This is a genomic window from Hyphomonas beringensis (assembly GCF_000682755.1).
GTDB classification, from domain to species: domain Bacteria; phylum Pseudomonadota; class Alphaproteobacteria; order Caulobacterales; family Hyphomonadaceae; genus Hyphomonas; species Hyphomonas beringensis.
Genome location: NZ_AWFF01000087.1, coordinates 87587 through 108964, shown reverse-complemented (window position 1 = coordinate 108964; position 21378 = coordinate 87587). Strand labels below are relative to the sequence as shown.

The following is a 21378-nucleotide window of genomic DNA, read 5'->3' as shown; positions in this document are numbered from 1 at the left end:
CCCTTATTTTCTCAGAAGGCCATGTCATGCAGTCGCACGCCTATCGCGCCCATGATCTTCTTACATAGGTTAATGTTATTGATCCAAAACCTTTTAGCAAGCTCTAACACCAGCCTGACTATTGAAAGAAAAGAATATTTTCGCACAAAACAACAAAAACTGCACCGAACACGAAACACTCTCCTTGTAAGGACAAATGAAGGGGCGCCATCATGGCGCCCCTCCCTTTTAGGTATTCGAGTGAGGCGACCAGACTTAGAAGGTCACATTCACACCCGCGAACATATACCGGCCGAGCGCGTCATATACTTGCGGGAATGTGTTGCCGTTGCCGAAGGAGCCGCCGGCTGAGCCGACATTGGTGCTGACTGGCGGATTGCGGTCGAACACATTGTTCACACCGAAGCGCAGGGCAACGCCGTCACGCACTGTGGCTTTCATGGACAGGTCCAGATAGTCACGCGCTTCAAGCACGGTGTTCACATTGTCCACATTGGAACCGACCAGATCGACAGACCCGATATGGCGCCATGTGGCACGAACCGTCAGATCACCCCATGGCGTCATCCAGCTGACCGGCAGATTGTGACGGTATTTCGGCTTGGACGTACCGCAGGAGCTGTTCGTCGAAGCAAAGTAACCGGCACATTCGATCACATCCAGACCTGGCAGTGGCTCTTTATCAAGCGTGTCCAGGAAGGTGGCGAGATAGTCGACGCGGACAGAACCATAGGAGGCGACATCGAAATTGTAGCTGGCCGACACGTCGACACCGGACGTTTTCAGAGAGCCCGTATTCAGCTTGGTCGCGATGACATAAGCATCGTCACCAGCCCACAGCGTACCATTTGCGCCGCGATTGATAAGCCCACAGAAGTACTCATCCCCCGTGGTGAGACACTGGTTCAGGGATTCCTCTTCCGGAATGCTGCCGATAAAGTCTTCCACTTCGATGTTGAAGTAGTCGACGGACAGGTTAAGGCCCGGCACGAAGCTTGGCGACGCCACAACACCGAAGGTGTATGTGTTGGATTTTTCCACATCAAGGTTCGGGTTACCGCCGCTGATGTTGCGGAATTGGGCTGCCGGGTTGTCGGCAATGTTGCCATACTGCGCAGCCGTTACCCCGGTGCGTGCACACTCGGTCTGGGACCGGGCCGGGTTTGCCCCTGCACACGGATCATACAGACCATTGGCATTTGCTGGCAGGGTGAACTCGAACGGAGACTGCGGAGAGTACAGCTCGATCGGGTTCGGGGAGCGCGTCGCACGCTGGAACTGCGCCCGGAAGCGATATTCCGGCACCGGTGCATAGGTCAGGCCCAGTGCATAGGTGCCTTGAGACCCTGTCGTGTCGTAATAGTCTGAGTAACGATAGGCGCCATTGATCGCCAGTTCGTCAATGCCCGGACGATTCTCGACCAGCGGCAGTTGAAGCTCCGTGAAGAACTCATAGACATTAACACCACCTTCGACGTCCGGGCGAGCTGTCCCCAGCTTTCCTTCACGCGTCAGGGCATCGTTCTTCTGAGTGAGATATTCTTCACGATACTCTGCACCGAACACGACCTGAAGACCGGTTTCGGACCAAGGTGTTGCGATGCCATATTGGGTCATGTCACCCGTCAGCACGGCGCTGAACATTTCCTGGGTGACTTCGCCTTCACGGAAGCCCGGGCTTTGAATGTAATCAAGCGCTTCCTGCGTTACACCGCCCAGCTCAAAGATGTTGTAAGGCGCACAGGTCGGGTCAGTCCCATCAATGGCAACCTGACACGCTGCTTCGCCGGTTTCCGGATCAATCCGGACTTCAAGAGCATTGCGCAATTTGTCGAGGTTGAAGAAGTTCTCGGCTGAGTCGGAATACGAAACTTTCGCATACTGACCGAAAACGTCATATGACCAGACATCATCCAGATCACCGCGGAAACCACCAACGACCCGATAAGACGTGTGCTCGATCTCATTGCGGCGACCACCGCCTTCAACGTTCCGGCGGCCGATAGACAGAGCGGCAGTCCGGTCAGCAATATCAGCAGCATTCGGGTCGATGCCGTTATCGATACAGATTGTCTGCACCTGCTCATCAGAAAGCATCGGGTTGTCACAGTTGATCGTATTCGTCTGCAGGAAGTCACCCGACGGGGCGATCTGGGCTGTGGTCACATCATTCGTGAAGGCGAACGAGCCATACAGCTCCACTTTGTCGCTCACATCATAATGGCCCATTGCACCGAAGGAATACCGCTCATTCGGACGAATGAAGTGGTTCAGCGGCGCGTAGTTATAGGTATCTGTAGACGGATCATAGTCACGTATGCCGCCATCTTCTGCCAGCGTGAAGGAGAATGGCGCGATCCCGCCGCCGAGGCTGGTGAACTGGCCCGGAAAGGTCGTACCAGACCCACCGCAGGAGAACACGCCATCACTGTAGCCGAGCGCACAAGCGCTGCTGATGCGCTCGCCTTGCAGAACTTCATTCTGTTTCTTCCAGTTGAAGTAGCCAGTGATGTTGCCGCGGCCATCGTCGCCATTCATGCCGAAGACCACGTTGATGTCGACGGATTCCCCATCCATCGTTGAGCCTGGCACGGGCTGGTTCGACGCATTAAGCGTTCTTTCCAGCATGTCATTGCTGTTGCCGGTCTGGAATGCACCGACTTGCGTGTCGATCATGATGCCTTCGAAGTCATCCTTCATGATGAAGTTGACAACGCCGGCCACTGCGTCCGCGCCGTAAACGGCAGATGCACCACCAGTCAGAACCTCAACCCGTTCCACAAGCATGGACGGGATCTGGTTCAGGTCAGCCGGTGCGGAAATCGGAGAGCCGTAAGGCATCCGGCGACCATCAACCAGGACCAATGTCCGCTCTGCGCCGAGACCGCGCAGGTCAACGTTTGCCGTACCCGCGGCTTCGTTGGCCCGGCCGGATCCCTCGGAAGGAGAGACCTGCGGCAGTGTGTTCAGCATGTCTTCGACGCGCACCGTACCGCGCGCCTGGATTTGCTCAGCGCCCACCGTCGTCACCGGGCTTGGCGACATGACATTGGCGTTGGCGATGCGTGACCCCGTCACGATGATGGTTTCTTCAACCTTGCTTTCTTCAACGTCTTCCTGCGCTGAGGCACTCAGACTTGCGGCTCCCAGCATGGCTGCGAGTGGCGCCATGGCCACCCCCAGCATGAAGGCGCGCGCTGGACGCGGCCTGCTCTTGAACGACCCGTTTAGACTTCTTGTAGGCATGATGACCCCCATGGCTATCTTTGTACTAATTGCGAACTTTGTTCGTATATCGTATTTTTATCGCATGCACAGCTTCACAACATTGTTGCGTCACAAGTCAATAGAGAAAACGTCATATTTGATTGGGTTTTTTATATATCGCCATATTCCAATACAGGAGTGCAAGTTTTAATCACCCTTGACCAAAGGTAAGTCAGAAGAGTCAAAAGTGTCCGCATAGCGCACGATTTGGAAACAATGGTCGAATTACGTACTTTTTTCCATTGACAGATCGCCCACACATCCATGTACATTCGCGCCAGGGCTGAGGGAATGCATCATGCTTCGCTCAGAAAGGTTCCAAGGACCAGGAGAGGAATAACGTGATTAGGAAAACACTCACGGGCGCAGCCAGCATTGCAGCAATGCTTGGTGCACTGAACGCCCCGGCACACGCAGACACATTCAAGATTGATTTGTCAAAGAAGGCCGTAAAAGAAGCCCAGGATGGACGCGTCATTCTCGTCATCACTCCGGATGGCGAGACAGAGCCCCGCTTCCAGGTGAAGCAATCCTATGACGCACCGCAGATTTTCGGCGTCACCGTAGACGGCATGAAACCCGGCTCCAGCGTCAAGATCGGCAGCGGCACGCTGGGCTTCCCGGCTATCGACATGGATGATGTCCCGGCTGGCGACTATTATGTTCAGGCCGTCTTGCACAAATACGACACCTTCAACCTATCTAACGGAAAGACAGTGAAGCTGCCGGCGGCACGTGGCGCCGGACAAAACTGGCGGCTTGAGCCCGGCAACATCATCAGTGAGCCGAAAAAGGTCAGCTTTGACCCGAACGGCAAGAAGGTGATCGACATCAAGCTCGATTCGGTTCTGCCGGATATCGAGGAGCCGGAAGACACAAAATATATCCGCCACTTCAAGATGCGCAGTGAAAAGCTGTCGGAATTCTGGGGCACGGATGTGTTCATTCGCGGCCATGTGCTTGTCCCCGAAGGCTTTGATGACCACCCGGAGGCCGAGTATCCGCTGGTGATCTTCCACGGCCACTTCCCGGCAGACTTTGGCGGTTTTCGCACCAGCCCGCCGGACGAAGACCTGGAGTGTGTCTATAGCGAGCGCTTCGACGAGCCATGCTATAACCGCATCGAGCAGCAGGAAGCTTATGACTTCTACAAGAAGTGGACGTCGGATGACTTCCCCCGCATGCTGATCGTGGAGATCGACCACTCCAACCCGTATTATGATGACAGCTATGCCGTAAACTCGGCCAATATCGGCCCCTATGGCGATGCCATCACCTACGAATTCGTGCCTGCCCTGGAGGAAGAATTCCGCGGTCTTGGCGAAGGCTGGTCACGCTTCGTCTATGGCGGCTCTACCGGCGGCTGGGAAGCTCTGGCAGTTCAGGTGAAGTATCCGGATGAGTACAATGGCGCCTTCGCAGCCTGCCCGGATCCGATCGACTTCCGCCAGATGATGGTCACCAACATTTATGAGGAAGACAACGCCTTTTATAATGAAGGCACCTTCGGCAAGGTCGACAAGCCTGGCAAGCGCAACTATCTTGGCCATATTCCCTACACGGTCGAAATGGAGAATCGCTGGGAACTTGTCCTTGGTGACAAGACACGCTCTGGCCAGCAATGGGATATCTGGGAAGCCGTCTATTCCCCGAATGGCGAAGATGGCTACCCCCAGCGCATCTGGGACAAGCGCACAGGCGAAATTGATCCTGAGGTCGCTGAATACTGGCGCGACAATTACGATCTCCGCTACATTATGGAGCGCGACTGGCAGGAACTCGGCCCGAAACTCCAGGGCAAGATCCACATCTATGCCGGCGATATGGATAATTTCTATCTCAACAACGCCGTCTATCTGATGGAAGATTTCCTGAACAAGACAGACCCGCCCTATGAGGGGGAAGTCACCTATGGTGACCGTGACGAGCATTGCTGGAACGGTGACCCATCTCTGCCGAATGCCGTTTCGAGACTTCGCTACAACTGGATGTATGTACCGAAAATTCTCAAAAGGATTGAGGATGCCGCCCCCGAAGGTGCTGACCTGACAAGCTGGCGCTACTGACGCACCTGACATCCTCATGTTTTCCCGGGCCGAACCTCCGCGGTCCGGGAATTTCCTCTTAATAAGAGACCGGCCACAAAGGACGCTCACATGAAACTTACATCCCGCCTCGCCTCCGTCGCCTGCATCGCGGCCCTCTCCATGGGTATGACGGCTTCCCTTCCGGCCTCGGCTGATGAGACCGTCACCCTGGACAGCGGAGACATCACCCTCGCTCGCAGCGTTCTGGAAGACATTCTCCGTATCCGCACCGCCAAAGGCAACGGCCTGACCGAAACGCAGGCTCGTCTTCTGGCTGACAAATTGAAGGCCGCTGGCTTCAGCGAAGAGAATATCGATATTCCGACGCTTGATATTGATGGTGAGACGGTTGCCGGTCTCGTTGTGCGCTACCCCGGCAAGGCAGGCAGCACAAAGCCGCCCATCGCCCTGATTGCCCATATGGATGTGGTGGACGCCTCCGCCGACACCTGGGAAACAGACCCCTATGTGCCGGTCGAGAAAGATGGCTATCTCTATGCTCGCGGCTCGGTCGACAACAAGGCTGGTGTCGCCCTGCTCACCAGCACATTCATCCGCCTGAAGCAGGATGGCTTTGTGCCTGACCGCGATCTCGTCATTGCCTTTTCGGGCGACGAGGAAACTGGCATGAAAACCACCCGCATGCTGACGGCGCACCCATGGGTGAAGAATGCCGAATACGCGCTGAACTCCGATGCGGGTGTGGGCTCTGTGGATAAGGATGGCAAGAATCCCAGCTACTCCATCCAGTCTGCCGAGAAGACCTACGCCACCTTCCATATCACGGCGACCAATCGCGGCGGCCACAGCTCTGCCCCGCGCGCAGACAATGCCCTGTTCGACATAGCGGACGCGATTGAAGCCATTCGCGCCCTGCAATTCCCGATCGGTTTCAACGATATTTCCCGCCAGATGGCCAAGGACCTCGCTGAAACCGAAGGCGGTGAATTCGAAAAGGCCATGACCACCTTGCTGGCCGATCCGTCAGATGAAGCAGCCCGCAAAATCATCGAGGCCGCTCCGGTGGAAGCGCACTTCCTCTCCACAACATGCGTTCCAACCATGATGTCTGCAGGCTCTGCCGAAAACGCCTTGCCGCAGAAGGCGCAGCTGACTGTCAATTGCCGCATTCTTCCTGGCACAACCGTCGCCAGCGTGCAGCAGGATCTGGCCAACGCCATAGGCAATCCGGACATCAGTATTGAAGTCGTTGGCGATACGCTGGAAAGCCCGGTTTCTCCGATCAATGAGGAGCTGTTCGCGTCCATCCGGAATGCAGTCCACACGCTTCACCCCGGCGCGCCGGTCAAGCCCTCCATGTCGTCTGGCGGCACCGACGGCCGCGAATATCGCTCTGCTGGCATCCCCACCTATGGCGCGGGCGCACTGACGCTGGTTCGCCCGGATGACTATCGTGCCCATGGCATTGATGAGCGCCTTCCGCTGGACAGCTATTTCAACCAGTTGATCTTCTGGGAAGTCCTGCTGAAAGACATTGCCGGAGGGAACAATTAATGCCCGCCGCATCCCTCAAAGGCCTCAGCCGGAGGGGCTTCATGGCGACGGCCGCAGGCACGGCTATGGCGGGCAGCTTGCTGTCTGGCAGGGCCGCTGCAGACACACAGCCAGACGCCTCAGGCATTCGCCGGGCCGATCCCATCACGCCAGCTGAACGGGCGGCCCGCCTCGCCCGCCTGCAACAGCTGATGCGCCAGAACGGCATCGGCGCGGCGATGGTGGAGGCAGGCTCATCCCTGTTCTACTTCACCGGCATCAATTGGTGGCGCAGCGAACGCCTCACCGCTGCGCTGTTGCCGGCAGATGGCGAGATTTGCATCGTCACGCCGGAATTTGAAGAACCCTCGATCCGCGAGATGCTGGTCGTCCCGGGTGAGGTGCGTATATGGAATGAACACCAGAACCCGCACCAAATCGTGGCCGACTGGGCAGCAGAGCAAAAGCTCGGCGACCGCCCCATGGCGATTGAAGACACGGTACGCTTCTTTGCCGTAGATGGCCTGCGCAAGGCCGCACCATCGCTGCAACTCGTCTCGGCTGAGCCCATCGTGACCGCCTGTCGCATGATCAAGACGGCGCCGGAAATTGCGTTGATGCAAGAGGCCGCAGACATTGTCGACACGGCCTATCGCAGCCTGTCCGGAAAGTTCGAAGCCGGCATGGATGGCAGTGACATCTTCGCGATGATGAGCGCCGCCATTTCAGGCTTTGGCGGGCAGTTCCCATCAGGCGGTGTACAGATCAATGAGGGCAGCGCCCTGCCGCATGGCTCCAAGGTCCGCGAGACCATTAAAGAAGGCTCTGTCATCCTGATGGACTGTGGCTGCCGCGTGGATGGCTATTATGCAGACATCTCCCGCACACTGGTCTTCGGAGAGCCGAGCAAGCGCCAACGTAAAGTCTTCCAGCAGGTCTGCAAAGGCCAGGCAGCGGCCATGGCCGCCGCCCAACCGGGCGCTGAGGCCGGCAAGGTGGATGACGCTGTGCGCGCCCTCTATGAAAGCATGGGCTATGGCCCCGGCTATGGCACGCCCGGCCTGCCCCATCGTACAGGTCACGGCATCGGCCTGGACATTCATGAGCCCGTCAACCTTGTCCATGGCGAGAAAACACGGCTGCGCCCCGGCATGTGCTTCTCCAATGAACCAGGCCTCTACATTCCCGGTGAATTCGGCGTGCGGATCGAAGACTGTTTCTACATCACAGACACCGGCCCAAAATATTTCACCCAACCACCCACCTCTCTCGACGCCCCCTTTGGCTGAGAAATCAAGGAGCCACATAATGCGTAAACTGATGTATGGTATCGCAGGCCTTGCCCTGCTTGCCGGCACCCCTGCCATGGCAGACGAGCCTGCCCAGGGCGAAGCCAGCCTGTCACCCGCCACCCCCGAAATCCTACCGCTGCGTGAGCGCGCCAAGATGCATGACGAATGGCTGGCAGAGCGCCTCGACACCGTCGTGCCGGAACTGATGCGTGAGAATGGCATCGACATGTGGGTACTGGTCGCCCGCGAGTATATGGAAGACCCGGTCGTCAGCACGATGCTGAACGCGACCAGCCTGCGCGCACGCCGCCGCACCATCCTCGTCTTTTATGATCCGGGCGAAGGCCAGCCCCTGGAGCGCCTGACGGTCAGCCGCTATGATCTTGGTGATTTCTTCAAATCCGCATGGGTTCCGGAAGATGGTGACGACCAGTGGGAACGCTTCGGTGAACTCGTGGCAGAACTCAACCCGGAAAAGATCGCCGTCAACGTCTCCTCTGTGAACGCCTTCGCAGATGGCCTCACGAGCAGCCAGTATACGGATCTATACAAGTCTCTGGACCCGAAATACCAACAGCGCGTCGTGTCCGGCTTTGACCTGGCTATCGGCTGGCTGGAAACCCGTATTCCGGCAGAGATGGACTATTATGATGATATTGTCCGCACGGCGCATAGCATCATCGGCGAAGCCTTCTCTTCCAAGGTCATCACACCGGGCGAGACGACAACTGACGATGTTGTCTGGTGGACCCGCCAGAAGATCTCCGACCTGGGCCTTGACCCATGGTTCCACACCTCCGTTCACATCTTCCGCGAAGGCGAAGACGATGAACTTATGGGCGACGCGGTAATCGAGAAGGGTGACCTGCTCTGGATCGATTTTGGCATCGTCTATATGGGCCTTAACACCGATACCCAGCATCTCGGCTATGTCCTGAAAGACGGCGAAACGGATGCTCCGGAAGGCCTGAAGGCCGGTCTGCGCGCCAGCAATGGCGTTCAGGATGCCCTGACCTCTTCCTTCAAAGTCGGCCTCAGCGGCAATGAAGTGCTCGCTCTGGCCCGCGAAAAAGCGATTGCGGCCGGTCTTGTGCCCAGCATCTATAGCCACCCGATTGGCTATCATGGCCACGGCGCCGGCTCGTCCATCGGCTTCTGGGATGATCAGGGCCCGACGGACAAGGGCGAATATCTGATCCGTCCGAACACGGCTTGGTCAATCGAGCTTTACGCCGAGAAAGCCGTGCCGGAATGGGGGGGGCAGAAGATCACTTTCCGCACCGAGGAAGACGCCTTCTTCGACGGCGATACCGTCACTTACATTGATGGGCGCCAGACGCGCCTGCACCTGATTGGGGGAGAAGACTAAAAGCGCCCAATATCCTTCTGCCAAGAAGGATATAAACAACCCGGCTGGTATTTCGCGGATATTTTCCCCTATCCCGAAATACCTGCCGGGTATATTTATGCTTGGCGCACACGGAGTTTATGCTTAGCAACTCGTAAACGCGCGCGAAAATCTCCTGCACACTTGCTGAACCAAGCCTTAAGTGTGCCCCCATACAGTGCCTGGAAGCAAAGCCTGTTTAAGGCTTGATAGCCTGGCTGGGAGACTGGAATGTCCAGTATGGAATTCGCAACGACCATGCTGCACCAGCAGAGCGCGTCCTCGCGCCAGACCATCATGTCGTCCCTTTCCGCCATTCGCAAGCATCTCGGCATGTCTGTCGCCTATGTCTCTGAGTTTGTGAACGGCCGCACACTATTCCGCTATGTCGATGCCCCGGGCCTGTCGCACCTTATCAAGGAAGGCGACATGTATGACGCGGACGAACTTTACTGTCTGAACATTCTCGACGGAAAGCTGCCTGAGCTGATCCCCAATACGGAACTGTTCCAGGCGGCCAGCTCCATGCCCATCACCCAGACACTGCGGATTGGCTCACATCTCAGCATCCCAATCTACCTCAATGATGGCGAACCCTATGGCATGTTCTGCTGCTTCGGACCGAATCCGAACCACAGCCTGAACCATCGCGATCTGGAAACCATGCGCCTGTTCGTCAATCTGGCGGCACAGCAAATCCAGTCCGATATGGAACAGACCCTGCAGATGCGCGAGAAGCGCTCCCGCATCATGGAAACGCTGGAAACCAGCGCGTTCGCCATCGCCTACCAGCCGATTGTAGATCTCGGCGGCATGCACCCTAGCGGCTATGAAGCACTTTGCCGTTTCTCGGCTGAGCCCTACCGGACACCGGATGTCTGGTTCAACGAGGCTGCGGAGGTTGGCTTGTCTGTTGAACTGGAACTCGCCGCCATTCGCGAGGCAGTCGGCATCATAGACACGCTGGACCCGGAACAATACATTTCCGTCAACGTCTCGCCCGCCACGATGCTGAGCGCGCATTTTGTCGACACGTTTTCGCGTCTGCCGCTTTCCCGGATTGTTCTGGAACTGACAGAACATGCCGTGATTGATGACTATGAGCAGTTCACGAAAATCCTCTCCCCCCTGCGCCGGCGCGGCCTGCGTCTGGCCGTGGACGATGCGGGCGCCGGGCACTCCTCGTTGCGCCATATCGTTCAGCTCAGCCCGGATTATGTGAAGGTCGACATGAGCCTGACCCGCAATGTCGATTCCGACCTCGCCCGCCGCGCCCTGATTGGCGCGCTTCTGTTCTACACCCGTGAAACCAGCGCGCAGATCATCGCCGAGGGCATCGAGACCCAGGCTGAACTGCAAACGCTGAAGCTGCTGGGCGTGCGCCGGGGCCAGGGCTATCTGCTCGGCCGCCCGTCGCAGACCATCGCCAAAGAGATCAACATCCTCCGCGCCAGCTAGACTGGCCCTGTTCATCCCGGCGGGATGCTCTAGATTAGAGTCAGGAAACCAGAGGGACCCCTGATGCATCTTGGCGAAATCATATCTGTCATCGCGTTATTCTGCGGCACGGTCATGGGGCTGGGCGCCCTGTTCTCGCCTGCCTGGGCCAGCAAGGTCGTGCGCCTCGTTGAAGATCCTGACCCCTTGCGCCCCGGTGGGTATTCGGAATTCCGCGCCACCTATGGCGGCGTCTTCCTGTTTGCCCACCTGATTACCGCGCTGCTGGTCCTCTACCTTTGGGATGGGGAACACCAGATGACTACGGCGCTCGTCGTGCTGCCGCTTGCGGCAGGCTGGATCGGCGCGGCCATCGGGCGCACCATGTCCCTCATCCTGGACACGCGCAAGAATCGCGAGCCTGGCATGATCCCGATCTGGATTCCCACGGAACTCATCCTTGGCCTTGCTATTGGGGCCCCCTTCCTGCAATTCGTCCTTCTGACACACTAACCGAAAGAAAATCCCATGACGGAGCGTCGAGAGACGGGCCGCCCGCGCCGGAAACCTGCCGGCCCGCGCAAGCAAAGCCCCAAATCAAAACCCAATTACAAGCCGAATACCCTGTCCGCCGAAAAGGACTGGAGCGAAGGCGAACGCATTGCGAAATACCTCGCCCGGGCTGGTGTTGCCTCCCGCCGCGAGATTGAGCGCATGATCGAGGAGGGCAAGGTCAGCGTGGATGGCCAGCGCCTCACATCCCCCGCGTTCAAGGTGACCGGCAAGGAGCTGATCCGCGTCGGCCGCAAGACCATTCAGGCCCCGGATGCGACGCGCCTGTGGCGCTATCACAAGCCCTCCGGCCTGATCACCACGACAACGGACCCCGAAGGCCGCCGCACCGTCTTTGACGAGTTGCCCAAATCCCTGCCCCGTGTTGTCACCGTTGGCCGACTGGACCTGACGACTGAGGGCCTGCTGCTGCTGACCAATGACGGCACCCTTGCCCGCGCGTTGGAACTGCCGAAGAACGAACTGGAGCGCACCTATCGCGTCCGCGCGCATGGCACGGTCACGCCGGAGAAAATCCAGGAACTCGCCAAGGGCATCACCGTGGACGGCGTGGACTACAAGCCGATCAAGGCGGTACTGGACCGGGAAACCGGCGCCAATAACTGGCTGACCGTCACCCTGTCAGAAGGCAAGAAGCGGGAGGTACGCCGCGCCCTCGAATCGCTGGATCTTCAGGTGAACCGTCTCATCCGCGTTCAGTACGGGCCATTCGTCCTGGAGGATCTGCGCCCCGGTTCTGTTGAGGAAGTGCCCACAGACCTGCTGGAAGCAGCCATCGGACACTTGCTGGATCAGCCCCTTACAAAAAAATCACCCCAAAACGCCCCTTCCGACGGGAAAGGTGCCGTTAAGTCACGCCTTGGCAGGCGCAAGCCATCGGCTAGACTTGATCCAAGGAAACGCAAACCAAAAAAATAAAACCACTGACTGGAGAGCATCATGGCCGACACTGCCCTTGCAACACCGCCCGAGACCAAAAAGGATTCCGGCCGGACGATGAGCGCAGCGGCGGTCGCGACGTGCGAGGATATTGTCTCTCCGGCAGTGTACGCTGATCCTGCACAGCTGGACGCGGCTTTCAAACGCCTGCGGGCGGAAGATCCTCTGGCCTGGTGCGAACCTGAAAAGTTCCGTCCTTTCTGGGCCGTCACCAAGCATGCCGACATCATGGAAGTCAGCCGCCAGAACAAGCTGTTCACCAATGGCGAGCGGGAGATGCTGTCCTATGCGGAAACCGAGGCAGGCGTCTACGCCCAGACCGGCGGCCCGCATCTTCTCAAGACGCTCGTCCAGCTGGATGACCCGATGCACTACAAGCTGCGCCACCTGACCCAGGAATGGTTCATGCCGCAGAATGTGAAAAAGCGCGAAGACGCCATCCGCAGCATCGCCAGGGAGTATGTCGACCGGATGGAAGACCTTGGCGGCGAGTGTGATTTCCAGCGCGACATCGCCCTGTATTATCCCCTCCGCGTCATCATGCAGATCCTCGGCGTTCCGGAAAGCGACGAGCCGATGATGCTGAAGCTGACCCAGGAAATCTTCGGCGCCCAGGATGAAGACCTGATGCGCGACAAGACACTCGCCGAAGATCAGGATGTCGAAAAAGGCCTCGCCTCGATCAATGCGACGCTCGCCGAATTCTTCATGTACTTCACCAACATCACAGCAGACCGCCGCGCCACACCGCGCGACGATGTCTCCACCGTCATTGCCAATGGCATGGTGGATGACGAACCGATCGGCCAATTGGAAGCGATGAGCTATTATGTCATCGTGGCTGCTGCCGGCCATGACACGACCAGCGCGTCCACCGGCGGCGGCATTCTCGGCATGCTGCAGAATCCGGATCAGCTGAAAAAGATGATGGAAGACCCGAAAGGCGTCTCCCGCACCGCTGTGGATGAAGCGATCCGCTGGACGACGCCGGTGAAGCACTTCATGCGCACAGCGCAGGATGATTATGAGATGCGCGGCCGCAAGATCCTGAAGGGGGAAAGCCTGCTGCTTTGCTACCCATCCGGAAACCGCGATGAAGAGATTTTTGACAATCCGTATACGTTTGACATCACGCGCAGCCCCAACAAGCTGATCTCGTTTGGCCATGGCGGCCATATGTGCCTCGGCATGCATTTGGCGCGCCTTGAAATGCAGGCGATTTACGAGGAATTGTTCTCGCGCCTGAAATCCATCGAATTGGCCGGAGAGCCAACGCACATCAAGGCAAACTTCGTGGGCGGACCAAAGTCCATACCCGTGAGGTATAAATTCTAGGGAGGAAATACCAATGAGCCTGCAGAATGTCACAGACACCTACCAGCAGGAAGTTCCACCCGCCCCGCCGAAACGAAAACCGGTTCATGATCTTGCCCCGCCGGTCGACCTGACCGATCCGGAAGTCTTCTCCCGGCATGGTGGCTACACATATGAGGCCTTTGCGCAGATGCGCCAGCAGGCCCCGGTCATGTGGCACCCGGAACAGGTTGCCGCCGGTTTCTGGGCGGTCACCTCTTATGATCTGATCAAGCAGGTGGAGCTGGACCCGGCCACCTATTCGTCACAGCGCGGCGGCATCCTGATGACGTACGGCCTTCCAGACCAGCCAAAGCATCCACTGCTGCACGCCTCCAGCCTGAACAGCCTGATCAATCTGGACCGGCCCTATCACACGCCGCTACGGATGGAGCATATGCACTTCTTCCGTCCCGGCTTTGTTGCGGAGCTGCGCAAGCGCGTGGAGGTCTATGTCAATGAACTCCTCGATGCGATGGAAAAGCAGGGCCCGGTCGTGGACATGGTGGAAATGTTCTCCGCCGAACTGCCCTTGTTTACCTTGTGTGAAATCCTGGGCGTCCCGGCCGAAGACCGGCCAAAGCTGGTTCACTGGATGCACTTCCTGGAAACCTCGCAATACCAGGCCCAGCAGGAAGGCCTCGGCAATGTGAGCCAGGAGCAGATCATGACCTTCATGACCGAGATCCAGGCCATGTTCGAATATGGCCGCGATATGCTGGCCAAACGCCGTGAGGACCCGAAGGAAGATCTGCTCTCCGCCATCGCCAATGTGGAGATTGACGGCAAGCCGCTCAGCCCGGAATTCCTAGACGGGTCATGGCTGCTGATCGTTTTCGCCGGCAATGACACGACACGCAACTCCCTATCCGGAACGATGCGCCTGCTGACGGAATTTCCGGACCAGAAGGAAAAACTGCTCGCCAATCCGGATCTGTTCCCGAACTTCGTGCACGAGTCGATCCGTATGGTCAGCCCGGTCACCTATATGCGCCGCACGGCCACGACCGACACCCAACTCGGAGACCAGCCCATAGCGGAAGGCGACAAGGTGGTCATGTACTATGCCGCCGCCAATCGCGACCCGGCCAAATTCGCCGATCCGCACCGCTACGACATCACCCGTGAGAACGCGAAGGAACACCTCGCTTTCGGCCACGGCCCGCATGTCTGCCTGGGCCAGCGCGTGGCCAACATGCAGCTGGAAACAGCCTATCGTCAGATCCTGTCGCGGTTCCCGAACATCAAATGGACGGGAGAACAAAGCCTTGCGCCGAACAATTTCGTGCATGCTATCTCAAGCCTGATGGTGGATCTCGGCTCATGAGTGATCTCGTACTTCGTCAGGACAAGGATGGCCTCGCCACTCTCACCCTGAATCGCCCGGACAAGCTGAATGCCCTCACTGTGGGCGTTTTCCGAGAGCTGCGCCAAAATGTGCTGGATATCCAGACCGATGACAGTGTTCACTGCGTCGTGCTGCGTGGGGCGGGCAAATGCTTCTCCGCCGGCCACGATCTCGCTGACATTGCCGAGGGGGAGAAAGTCCCCTCGCCCGGCTGGCATTCGGAAACTCTGCGCCTGATGGAGCGATTGCCCAAGCCGGTCATCGCCGCTGTGCATGGCCATTGCTATACCGGCGCACTGGAAGTGGCGCTGGCGGCAGACTTCATCGTCGCTGCAGAGAGCGCCCGCTTTGGCGATACGCATGCCAAATGGGCGCTGACCCCGGTCTGGGGGATGAGCCAGCGCCTGCCCCGCCGCGTCGGCATCGCCACCGCCAAGCGGCTGATGTTTACCGCGGAGATGTTCGGCGCCGCCGAAGCCCACCGCATCGGCCTGGCCGAACATGTCTACCCCGATAGCGAATTTGACGCCGCCGTAGAAAACCTCGCCCGGCAAATCCTCTCCAACTCGCCTTTCTCACATGCGGCCAACAAGCGCCTGTTGGAGGCCACCGATGCCAGAGACCTTGACGGCGGCCTGCAATGGGAGATTCTCAACTGCGAAGGCGTGGGACCTGACATGCAGCAGAGAATCGCGGCCTTTACCGGCAAGGCAAAGAAAGCAGACACATGAGTGATTTCCTGATCCGCCGCAGCGACCTGCGCGACACCAGCTGGACCCCGACACACCTGCCCGATCTGGCAGAGGGCCATGCGCGCCTGAAGGTCGATACATTCGCCCTCACCGCCAACAATGTCACCTACGCGACCTTTGGCGATGCGATGAAGTATTGGGATTTCTACCCGGCCAGCGACCCGGCCATGGGGCGCGTCCCGGTCTGGGGCTTTGCCACGGTTACAGCCTCAAAAGTTGAAGGCGTCACCCCCGGCCAGCGTGTTTATGGCTATCTCCCGATCTCGACCGAGTTCGACATTCAGCCGATCAAGATCAGCCCGGCAGGCTTCATGGATGGCGCGGTCCATCGCAAGGAGCTTGCGCCGATCTATAACACCTATATCGATACTGCGACGGACACTTCCTATGACGCAGACTTCGAGGACCAGCAGATGCTGTTCCGCCCGCTCTTCACGACAGGCTGGATGATTGATGACTGCCTGATGGAAAGCAGCAATGATGTTCCGGAAACCGTGGTCATCTCCTCGGGATCGTCCAAGACGGCGCTCGCCCTGGCCCATTGCCTGAAACTGCGCGGCCATGTGGATACGGTTGCCCTGACATCAGAGCGTAACAAGGCCTTTGTCGAATCCACCGGCCTCTACGGTCGTGTACGGACGTATTCCGATGCAGACCGCCTGCATGCGCGCGGGCTCACTGCCTTTGTGGACTTTCTCGGCCGCCCCTCTCTGACGGCAGACATCCACAATGCGCTGAAAGACCGGCTAGTGCGCAGCCTCGTCATCGGTGTGACAGACTGGGAAGGCAATCGCGCGCCGATCCAGCTGCCAGATCCGCAACCGGAATTCTTCTTTGTCCCAACTTACGCCGCCACCCGTGCGAAAGAGCTGGGCGCAGAAACCTTGAACAAACGCCTCATGGAGGCGCTGGTCTCATTCTACACAGCGTCAAAGACATTCATCACGCCGGTGCATGCCAGTGGCGAAACCGAGATTTCTGACGCCTGGACCAAAACGCTCGACGCTGAGGTCAGCCCGTCAGAGGGCCTGATCCTGTCGCTCTGATCTCCAGATAACAAAAGCCCCTGCTGCCGGAAGGCAACAGGGGCAGTTTGCACAGAACAGCGCTCTAGCGGCGCCCTGAAACCTTGAATTCCATCCGGCGGTTTTTCGCCCAGGCTTTGTAATTTTCTGCCGGGTCCAGCGGGCGGGATTCGCCATAGCCCTTGGCCGTCAGCGCGTCAGGATCGACGCCTTTTTCGATCATGTAGTCCCGCACGGCATCTGCGCGCTGCTGGGAAATGATCTCGTTATAGTCATTGGATCCACGCGAGTCCGTATGACCCCCGATCTCGATAGAATGATCTTCGCAGAGAAGGGCAACGCCCGTCAATGCATCGAGCAAACTTTGACTGGTCGGAGACACGATTGCCAGATTGCTCTGGAACAGAATGGTGCGCCCCTCCATCGTCTCGTTGAAGGCAGCCTGACATGTCTGCCGTGATGCCCCCTTTTGGATCAGCGTCGTCAGCGCGGCGCCGGGGCCGTTCTGCGTCACCTGCTCCGCATTCTCCAGGCTGATGCCATCCACGATCAGCGTCACACCAGACGCCGCCGCATTTTCCTGCACGGCGGCTTTGCCTGCAGCAAACCCTGTCTGCTTTGCATTGGCATCCGGCGCGATCCCGGTCAGCACGGCAACGGGCTCACGCGCATGCAGGCCCATCCAGGGAAAACCGAGATCGGGAAAGCTCCGCTCCATCTCGGCCGCCCAGCCGGACTCCGCCGGAACAGACGCCGCTGTAGAGCGGGGCGCCGTCTCTGCCTTGCCTGGCAGGGCCGGGCCCGAGACGACAAAATTGCTGCCATCCCAATAATAGTCGCCGGGCGCGAGCTGAACGCATTGCACGTCATCCGCCGAGTTCTTGGAGGCCGCCTTGGCGGCCTCGCCATCTTCTCCGCCACAGGCCGCCAGGTTGAGCATTGCAATGCCTGACACCGCGCCTGCGAGAAGACCGCTGAACTTCATTCTGCTTTCCCTTTCCTGCGTGCCTTCTGCACGTTGCTGTATGGGCGACTCTGTCCTGACTTTCCGGCCTTTATACGGCAAAGTCAAAAAGCTTCGCGGCTGAGGGGAAGTCCCCGCTTTAGTTGCCGCCTTTATAGACAGTGCCGCCTTTCATCACGAAATCCACGTCCAGCATCTCGTTGATGTCCTTCAGCGGATCGCCTTCCACCGCGATGATGTCAGCATATTTCCCGGTCTCAATCGTACCGATCTGTTCATCCATCTCGACATGCTCTGACGCGATCACCGTAGCAGAGCGCAGCGCCTCTTCTGGCGTGAACCCGGCATCCACCATCAGCGGCAACTCCTCCGCGTTCTGGCCATGGCGGGAGACGCCCGTATCCGTGCCGAACGCCACATTCACACCGCCAGCATGGGCCATGCGCAGCATATCGATCATATGCGGGCCAACAATCGCGGCCTTCTCGCGGCTCGCCGCCGGCAGCCAGGGCTCATTCACCCAGCCTGTCACCGTTGCGCCAGCCAGAACAGTCGGCACCAGCGTTGCGTCATACTCCTTGAACAGTTCGATCGTCTCTTCATCTGTATAGGAACCATGCTCAATGGAATCCACACCCGCGCGCAAGGCCGAGTCAATGCCGCCCTTGCCATGCGCGTGCGCCGTCACCTGACGGCCCATGGAATGTGCTGCCTCGACAATGGCCGACAGTTCATCATTGGTGAATTGCTGCTCAAGGCCCGCGCGCGTATTGGACAGCACGCCGCCCGTCGCGGTGATCTTGATCACATCGGCGCCTTCCTTGATCTGTTGGCGCACTGCCCGGCGACAATCGTCGGCGCCATTGCAGATATTGGAGCCTGTGAACATCGCCATAACGACCGGGGAATAGCCATTGATGTCCCCATGGCCACCGGTGACAGCTACCGCCCGGCCTGCTGCGCGCATCCGGGGGCCTGGCACCTGGCCAGCTTCAATCGCATCACGCAGGCCAAAGACTGCTTCATTGGACCCGCCAACATCCTGCACGGTTGTGAACCCGGCCAGCAGCGTCTTGTAGGCAAAGCCCGCGCCCTTGAAAGCGCTGTCGACATCCGTGTTCTCGAACATCTCTATCCGGCCTGTCGGGCTGGTCTCGCTGGTGATGTGCACATGGCTGTCGATCATGCCCGGCATCACATAGGCGTCACGCAGATCAATCACCTCAACACCCCGCGGCGCTTTCTTGTAGCCCGCCTCGACGGAGACGATCTTGCCGTCTTTCACGGTAATCGTCTGCTTGGTCTTGTACCCCTCGCCCGGCTTGGCCAGAAGGTGCCCGGCATGGATCACCGCGTCCTGCGCAAAGGCGCTGCCGCCAGCGCCAAACACCGTGCCCGCGACCAAAGCTGCACTCGCAGCGGCTTTCATTAACTTGCCTTGCATATTTGGCTCTCCCCTCAAGGTTTCAGGATCATCTTCATGGCACCGTTCTCACGGGCGTCAAACATTCGATAGGCTTCTGCCCCCTCAGACAAGGGCATGTGATGTGAAATCGTCCGCTCTGGCCGCAGCTTACCAGCTTGCAGCAATGGCACCAGTTCCGGCCATTGCTCCGGCACAGAGCAGGTGCCTGTCCGGAAGGTCAGATTCTTGATGAAGGCCAAAGCCATGGGGAATTTGAAATCCATGCTCTGGTTCACGCCGATACAGGAAACCGTGCCCGCAGACTTCACCAGCTTCAGCGCCAGTTGGATCGCCGGGTCCGCGCCGACGCACTCCACCACGCTGTCGCACATGCGGCCTTTGGTCTGTTCGGCCACCAACGCCTTGGCCTCGGCCGCGTCCAGCGCGATGGCGCCCAGTCCCTCGGCCAGCGCCCGGCGCTCTGCCACCAGATCTACCGCGAACACGCGCGCCGCGCCCATCAGGAACGCGCCTTCCACCGCCATCAGGCCAATCGGCCCACAGCCAACGACGGCGACCGTATCGCCCGGCTCGATGTCTGCCCCATGCAGGCCGTGCCAGGCAGTCGGCAGATTGTCCGTCAACAGAACGGCCTGGTCTTCTGTCACGCCATCCGGAATTTTCGCCATGCCGAAATCGGCGACCGGCACCACGCAATAGTCCGCCTGCACGCCTTGCAGGCCGGGGCCCAAACCGTAACAGCGCCCGCCGCCCGTTTCGCATTCATTGATGTGGCCTGCCATACAGGGCGGACACGTCCCACAGCCGACGGCGGCAGAGATCATCACCCTGTCGCCCGCCTTGAAGCGGGACACGCCGCTGCCGGTTTCCACCACTTCGCCAACGGCTTCGTGACCGACACAATATCCGGTCTCCTCGCTGAAGCCGTGGCCCTCATAGATGTGCAGGTCAGACCCGCATATCCCGCAGGCCGTCACCTTCACGATGGCGCTCCGTGTGTCTTCCGGTTTCAGTTCCGGCGCATCGCCATACACGATGTCCCGTGTGCCCTGATACAGCAGGCCTTTCATCTTTCGCCTCCTATGACGGCAACAGCTCTTTCGGATAGTCCGGATAGCTGGCCTTCAGCACACCATGGTTCAGCAGCATATCAGCCACCAGCTTCTTACCTGAGGCATCATAGAATTTCGTGCTGACCCAGTAATTCTCCACACGGCGGCTTTGCCCCAGCGCGACGATCTCACGGCGCAGGATATAGGTCTCGCCCACCAGAAGCGGGCCGTCGATCATGCGCACCTGCAGGTCTGCAAACAGGCCAATGGCTGGCTGCTTGACCGGGAATTTCGCTTGATGAGCGGTATAATTGCCCAGCACACTGACCATTTCCATCGGCACGACCGGCTTGCCCCACGGGCTGGCAGACACATCATGGTAGAGGTCCATCGGCTCTGTGATCACTTTCAGCTTGTCAGCCAGGGAGAATGGATAAAGGTCGCCCATATGCTGGTCAGGACCCATGGTGACGGTTTCGTCCTTCACGCCGGTCATGCCCACTTTCATGTCAGACAGGATCACCAGGTCGCCCGCCGGGCGCAGCTTGGCCATGCGTTCTTCCAGCAGCGGCACGCCATGGTCCGGGCCGATAGAGGCGCTGGCTTCCAGAACGGGTGTGCCGTCTTCCTTGAAGGCGCGGCAGGTGGTGCGGGTTTCGCCAGGCGCCGGACGGTCCACTTCCACGCGGACTTTCTCACCCTCGAACACCATGTTCAGGAAGTGGCTGGAAAAGCATCCGCGCTCGAACCAGTCATTGCCCCAGATCTCGACCAGATATGGCACGAACTGGCTGAAATGCGTCGGGCCTTCAATCGGCCCTGCCTTGATGCCCAGCCGCTCGGCCTCAGAATCATCATGCAGGCTCTTATGGCCCCCATAGGATTGGTCCTGCAGCATTTGTGCGGGTGCCCGCAGCGGGCCTTTCATTGTCTCGGTCATATTTGCTCCTTCAGGAATTGAGATGGATAATTGTAACTTGTG

Annotated in this window: 16 protein-coding genes; 11 read left to right on the top strand and 5 right to left on the bottom strand. The window is 58.7% G+C overall.

Annotation, left to right across the window (positions count from 1 at the left end):
• Positions 1-255: 255 nt before the first annotated feature.
• Positions 256-3171 carry a TonB-dependent receptor domain-containing protein gene (locus HY29_RS16660; RefSeq protein ID WP_162176754.1) on the bottom strand — a complete coding sequence of 972 codons (2916 nt, stop codon included), beginning with the start codon at positions 3169-3171 and terminating at the stop codon, positions 256-258.
• Between the two features lie 479 nt (positions 3172-3650).
• On the opposite strand from HY29_RS16660, the gene HY29_RS16650 reads away from it, so the two are divergent.
• The 11 genes from HY29_RS16650 (at position 3651) to HY29_RS16600 (ending at position 16975) form a co-directional block, all read left to right on the top strand.
• Complete coding sequence (locus HY29_RS16650; RefSeq protein ID WP_034799090.1) at positions 3651-5333, top strand: alpha/beta hydrolase-fold protein; 1683 nt, start codon at positions 3651-3653, stop codon at positions 5331-5333.
• 90 nt (positions 5334-5423) lie between these two features.
• The gene (locus HY29_RS16645; RefSeq protein WP_034799088.1) at positions 5424-6869 is read left to right on the top strand and encodes a M20/M25/M40 family metallo-hydrolase; all 1446 of its coding nucleotides are present in this window, start codon (positions 5424-5426) and stop codon (positions 6867-6869) included.
• Positions 6870-6910: 41 nt separating this feature from the next.
• Entirely contained in the window at positions 6911-8137 is a 1227-nt protein-coding gene (locus tag HY29_RS16640; RefSeq protein ID WP_206741990.1) for a M24 family metallopeptidase, read from the top strand.
• A gap of 19 nt (positions 8138-8156) precedes the next feature.
• Positions 8157-9509 (top strand): M24 family metallopeptidase, encoded by a 1353-nt coding sequence (locus HY29_RS16635; RefSeq protein WP_034799083.1) that lies wholly within the window; start codon positions 8157-8159, stop codon positions 9507-9509.
• Between the two features lie 249 nt (positions 9510-9758).
• Positions 9759-10985, top strand: a complete 1227-nt coding sequence (locus HY29_RS16630) for a sensor domain-containing phosphodiesterase (protein ID WP_081811472.1) — start codon at positions 9759-9761, stop codon at positions 10983-10985.
• Between the two features lie 63 nt (positions 10986-11048).
• Positions 11049-11477, top strand: coding sequence for a hypothetical protein (locus tag HY29_RS16625; RefSeq protein WP_034799081.1), 429 nt, complete (start codon positions 11049-11051; stop codon positions 11475-11477).
• 15 nt (positions 11478-11492) lie between these two features.
• The gene (locus HY29_RS16620) at positions 11493-12455 is read left to right on the top strand and encodes a pseudouridine synthase (RefSeq protein ID WP_034799079.1); all 963 of its coding nucleotides are present in this window, start codon (positions 11493-11495) and stop codon (positions 12453-12455) included.
• Positions 12456-12476: 21 nt separating this feature from the next.
• Positions 12477-13811 carry a cytochrome P450 gene (locus HY29_RS16615; protein WP_081811471.1) on the top strand — a complete coding sequence of 445 codons (1335 nt, stop codon included), beginning with the start codon at positions 12477-12479 and terminating at the stop codon, positions 13809-13811.
• Positions 13812-13824: 13 nt separating this feature from the next.
• A complete protein-coding gene (locus tag HY29_RS16610) occupies positions 13825-15156 on the top strand; it encodes a cytochrome P450 (protein WP_034799076.1) in 1332 nt (443 codons plus the stop codon).
• Entirely contained in the window at positions 15153-15908 is a 756-nt protein-coding gene (locus tag HY29_RS16605) for an enoyl-CoA hydratase/isomerase family protein (protein WP_034799074.1), read from the top strand. The genes HY29_RS16610 and HY29_RS16605 overlap by 4 nt, the downstream gene beginning before the upstream one ends.
• Positions 15905-16975, top strand: coding sequence for a DUF2855 family protein (locus tag HY29_RS16600; RefSeq protein WP_034799071.1), 1071 nt, complete (start codon positions 15905-15907; stop codon positions 16973-16975). The genes HY29_RS16605 and HY29_RS16600 overlap by 4 nt, the downstream gene beginning before the upstream one ends.
• A gap of 64 nt (positions 16976-17039) precedes the next feature.
• Here HY29_RS16600 and HY29_RS18690 read toward each other — a convergent pair whose 3' ends face one another.
• The 4 genes from HY29_RS18690 to HY29_RS16580 form a co-directional block, all read right to left on the bottom strand.
• On the bottom strand, positions 17040-17939 hold the full coding sequence (locus HY29_RS18690; protein ID WP_051601693.1) for an OmpA family protein: 900 nt from the start codon (positions 17937-17939) through the stop codon (positions 17040-17042).
• A 118-nt stretch (positions 17940-18057) separates the two neighbouring features.
• On the bottom strand, positions 18058-19362 hold the full coding sequence (locus tag HY29_RS16590) for a metal-dependent hydrolase family protein (RefSeq protein ID WP_034799068.1): 1305 nt from the start codon (positions 19360-19362) through the stop codon (positions 18058-18060).
• Between the two features lie 14 nt (positions 19363-19376).
• Positions 19377-20414, bottom strand: coding sequence for an alcohol dehydrogenase family protein (locus HY29_RS16585; RefSeq protein ID WP_034799066.1), 1038 nt, complete (start codon positions 20412-20414; stop codon positions 19377-19379).
• 10 nt (positions 20415-20424) lie between these two features.
• Positions 20425-21336 (bottom strand): hotdog family protein, encoded by a 912-nt coding sequence (locus HY29_RS16580; RefSeq protein ID WP_051601689.1) that lies wholly within the window; start codon positions 21334-21336, stop codon positions 20425-20427.
• Positions 21337-21378 lie beyond the last annotated feature (42 nt).

What these genes read in the sequence shown, in the direction of transcription:
- HY29_RS16600 (WP_034799071.1), top strand. Translation starts at nt 15,905, where the DNA reads ATGAGTGATTTCCTGATCCGCCGCAGCGACCTGCGCGACACCAGCTGG.
- HY29_RS16625 (WP_034799081.1), top strand. Translation starts at nt 11,049, where the DNA reads ATGCATCTTGGCGAAATCATATCTGTCATCGCGTTATTCTGCGGCACG.
- HY29_RS16605 (WP_034799074.1), top strand. Translation starts at nt 15,153, where the DNA reads ATGAGTGATCTCGTACTTCGTCAGGACAAGGATGGCCTCGCCACTCTC.
- HY29_RS16610 (WP_034799076.1), top strand. Translation starts at nt 13,825, where the DNA reads ATGAGCCTGCAGAATGTCACAGACACCTACCAGCAGGAAGTTCCACCC.
- HY29_RS16615 (WP_081811471.1), top strand. Translation starts at nt 12,477, where the DNA reads ATGGCCGACACTGCCCTTGCAACACCGCCCGAGACCAAAAAGGATTCC.
- HY29_RS16590 (WP_034799068.1), bottom strand. Translation starts at nt 19,362, where the DNA reads ATGCAAGGCAAGTTAATGAAAGCCGCTGCGAGTGCAGCTTTGGTCGCG.
- HY29_RS16650 (WP_034799090.1), top strand. Translation starts at nt 3,651, where the DNA reads ATGCTTGGTGCACTGAACGCCCCGGCACACGCAGACACATTCAAGATT.
- HY29_RS16580 (WP_051601689.1), bottom strand. Translation starts at nt 21,336, where the DNA reads ATGACCGAGACAATGAAAGGCCCGCTGCGGGCACCCGCACAAATGCTG.
- HY29_RS16635 (WP_034799083.1), top strand. Translation starts at nt 8,157, where the DNA reads ATGCGTAAACTGATGTATGGTATCGCAGGCCTTGCCCTGCTTGCCGGC.
- HY29_RS16640 (WP_206741990.1), top strand. Translation starts at nt 6,911, where the DNA reads ATGGCGACGGCCGCAGGCACGGCTATGGCGGGCAGCTTGCTGTCTGGC.
- HY29_RS16630 (WP_081811472.1), top strand. Translation starts at nt 9,759, where the DNA reads ATGTCCAGTATGGAATTCGCAACGACCATGCTGCACCAGCAGAGCGCG.
- HY29_RS16660 (WP_162176754.1), bottom strand. Translation starts at nt 3,171, where the DNA reads ATGGCGCCACTCGCAGCCATGCTGGGAGCCGCAAGTCTGAGTGCCTCA.
- HY29_RS18690 (WP_051601693.1), bottom strand. Translation starts at nt 17,939, where the DNA reads ATGAAGTTCAGCGGTCTTCTCGCAGGCGCGGTGTCAGGCATTGCAATG.
- HY29_RS16645 (WP_034799088.1), top strand. Translation starts at nt 5,424, where the DNA reads ATGAAACTTACATCCCGCCTCGCCTCCGTCGCCTGCATCGCGGCCCTC.
- HY29_RS16620 (WP_034799079.1), top strand. Translation starts at nt 11,493, where the DNA reads ATGACGGAGCGTCGAGAGACGGGCCGCCCGCGCCGGAAACCTGCCGGC.
- HY29_RS16585 (WP_034799066.1), bottom strand. Translation starts at nt 20,414, where the DNA reads ATGAAAGGCCTGCTGTATCAGGGCACACGGGACATCGTGTATGGCGAT.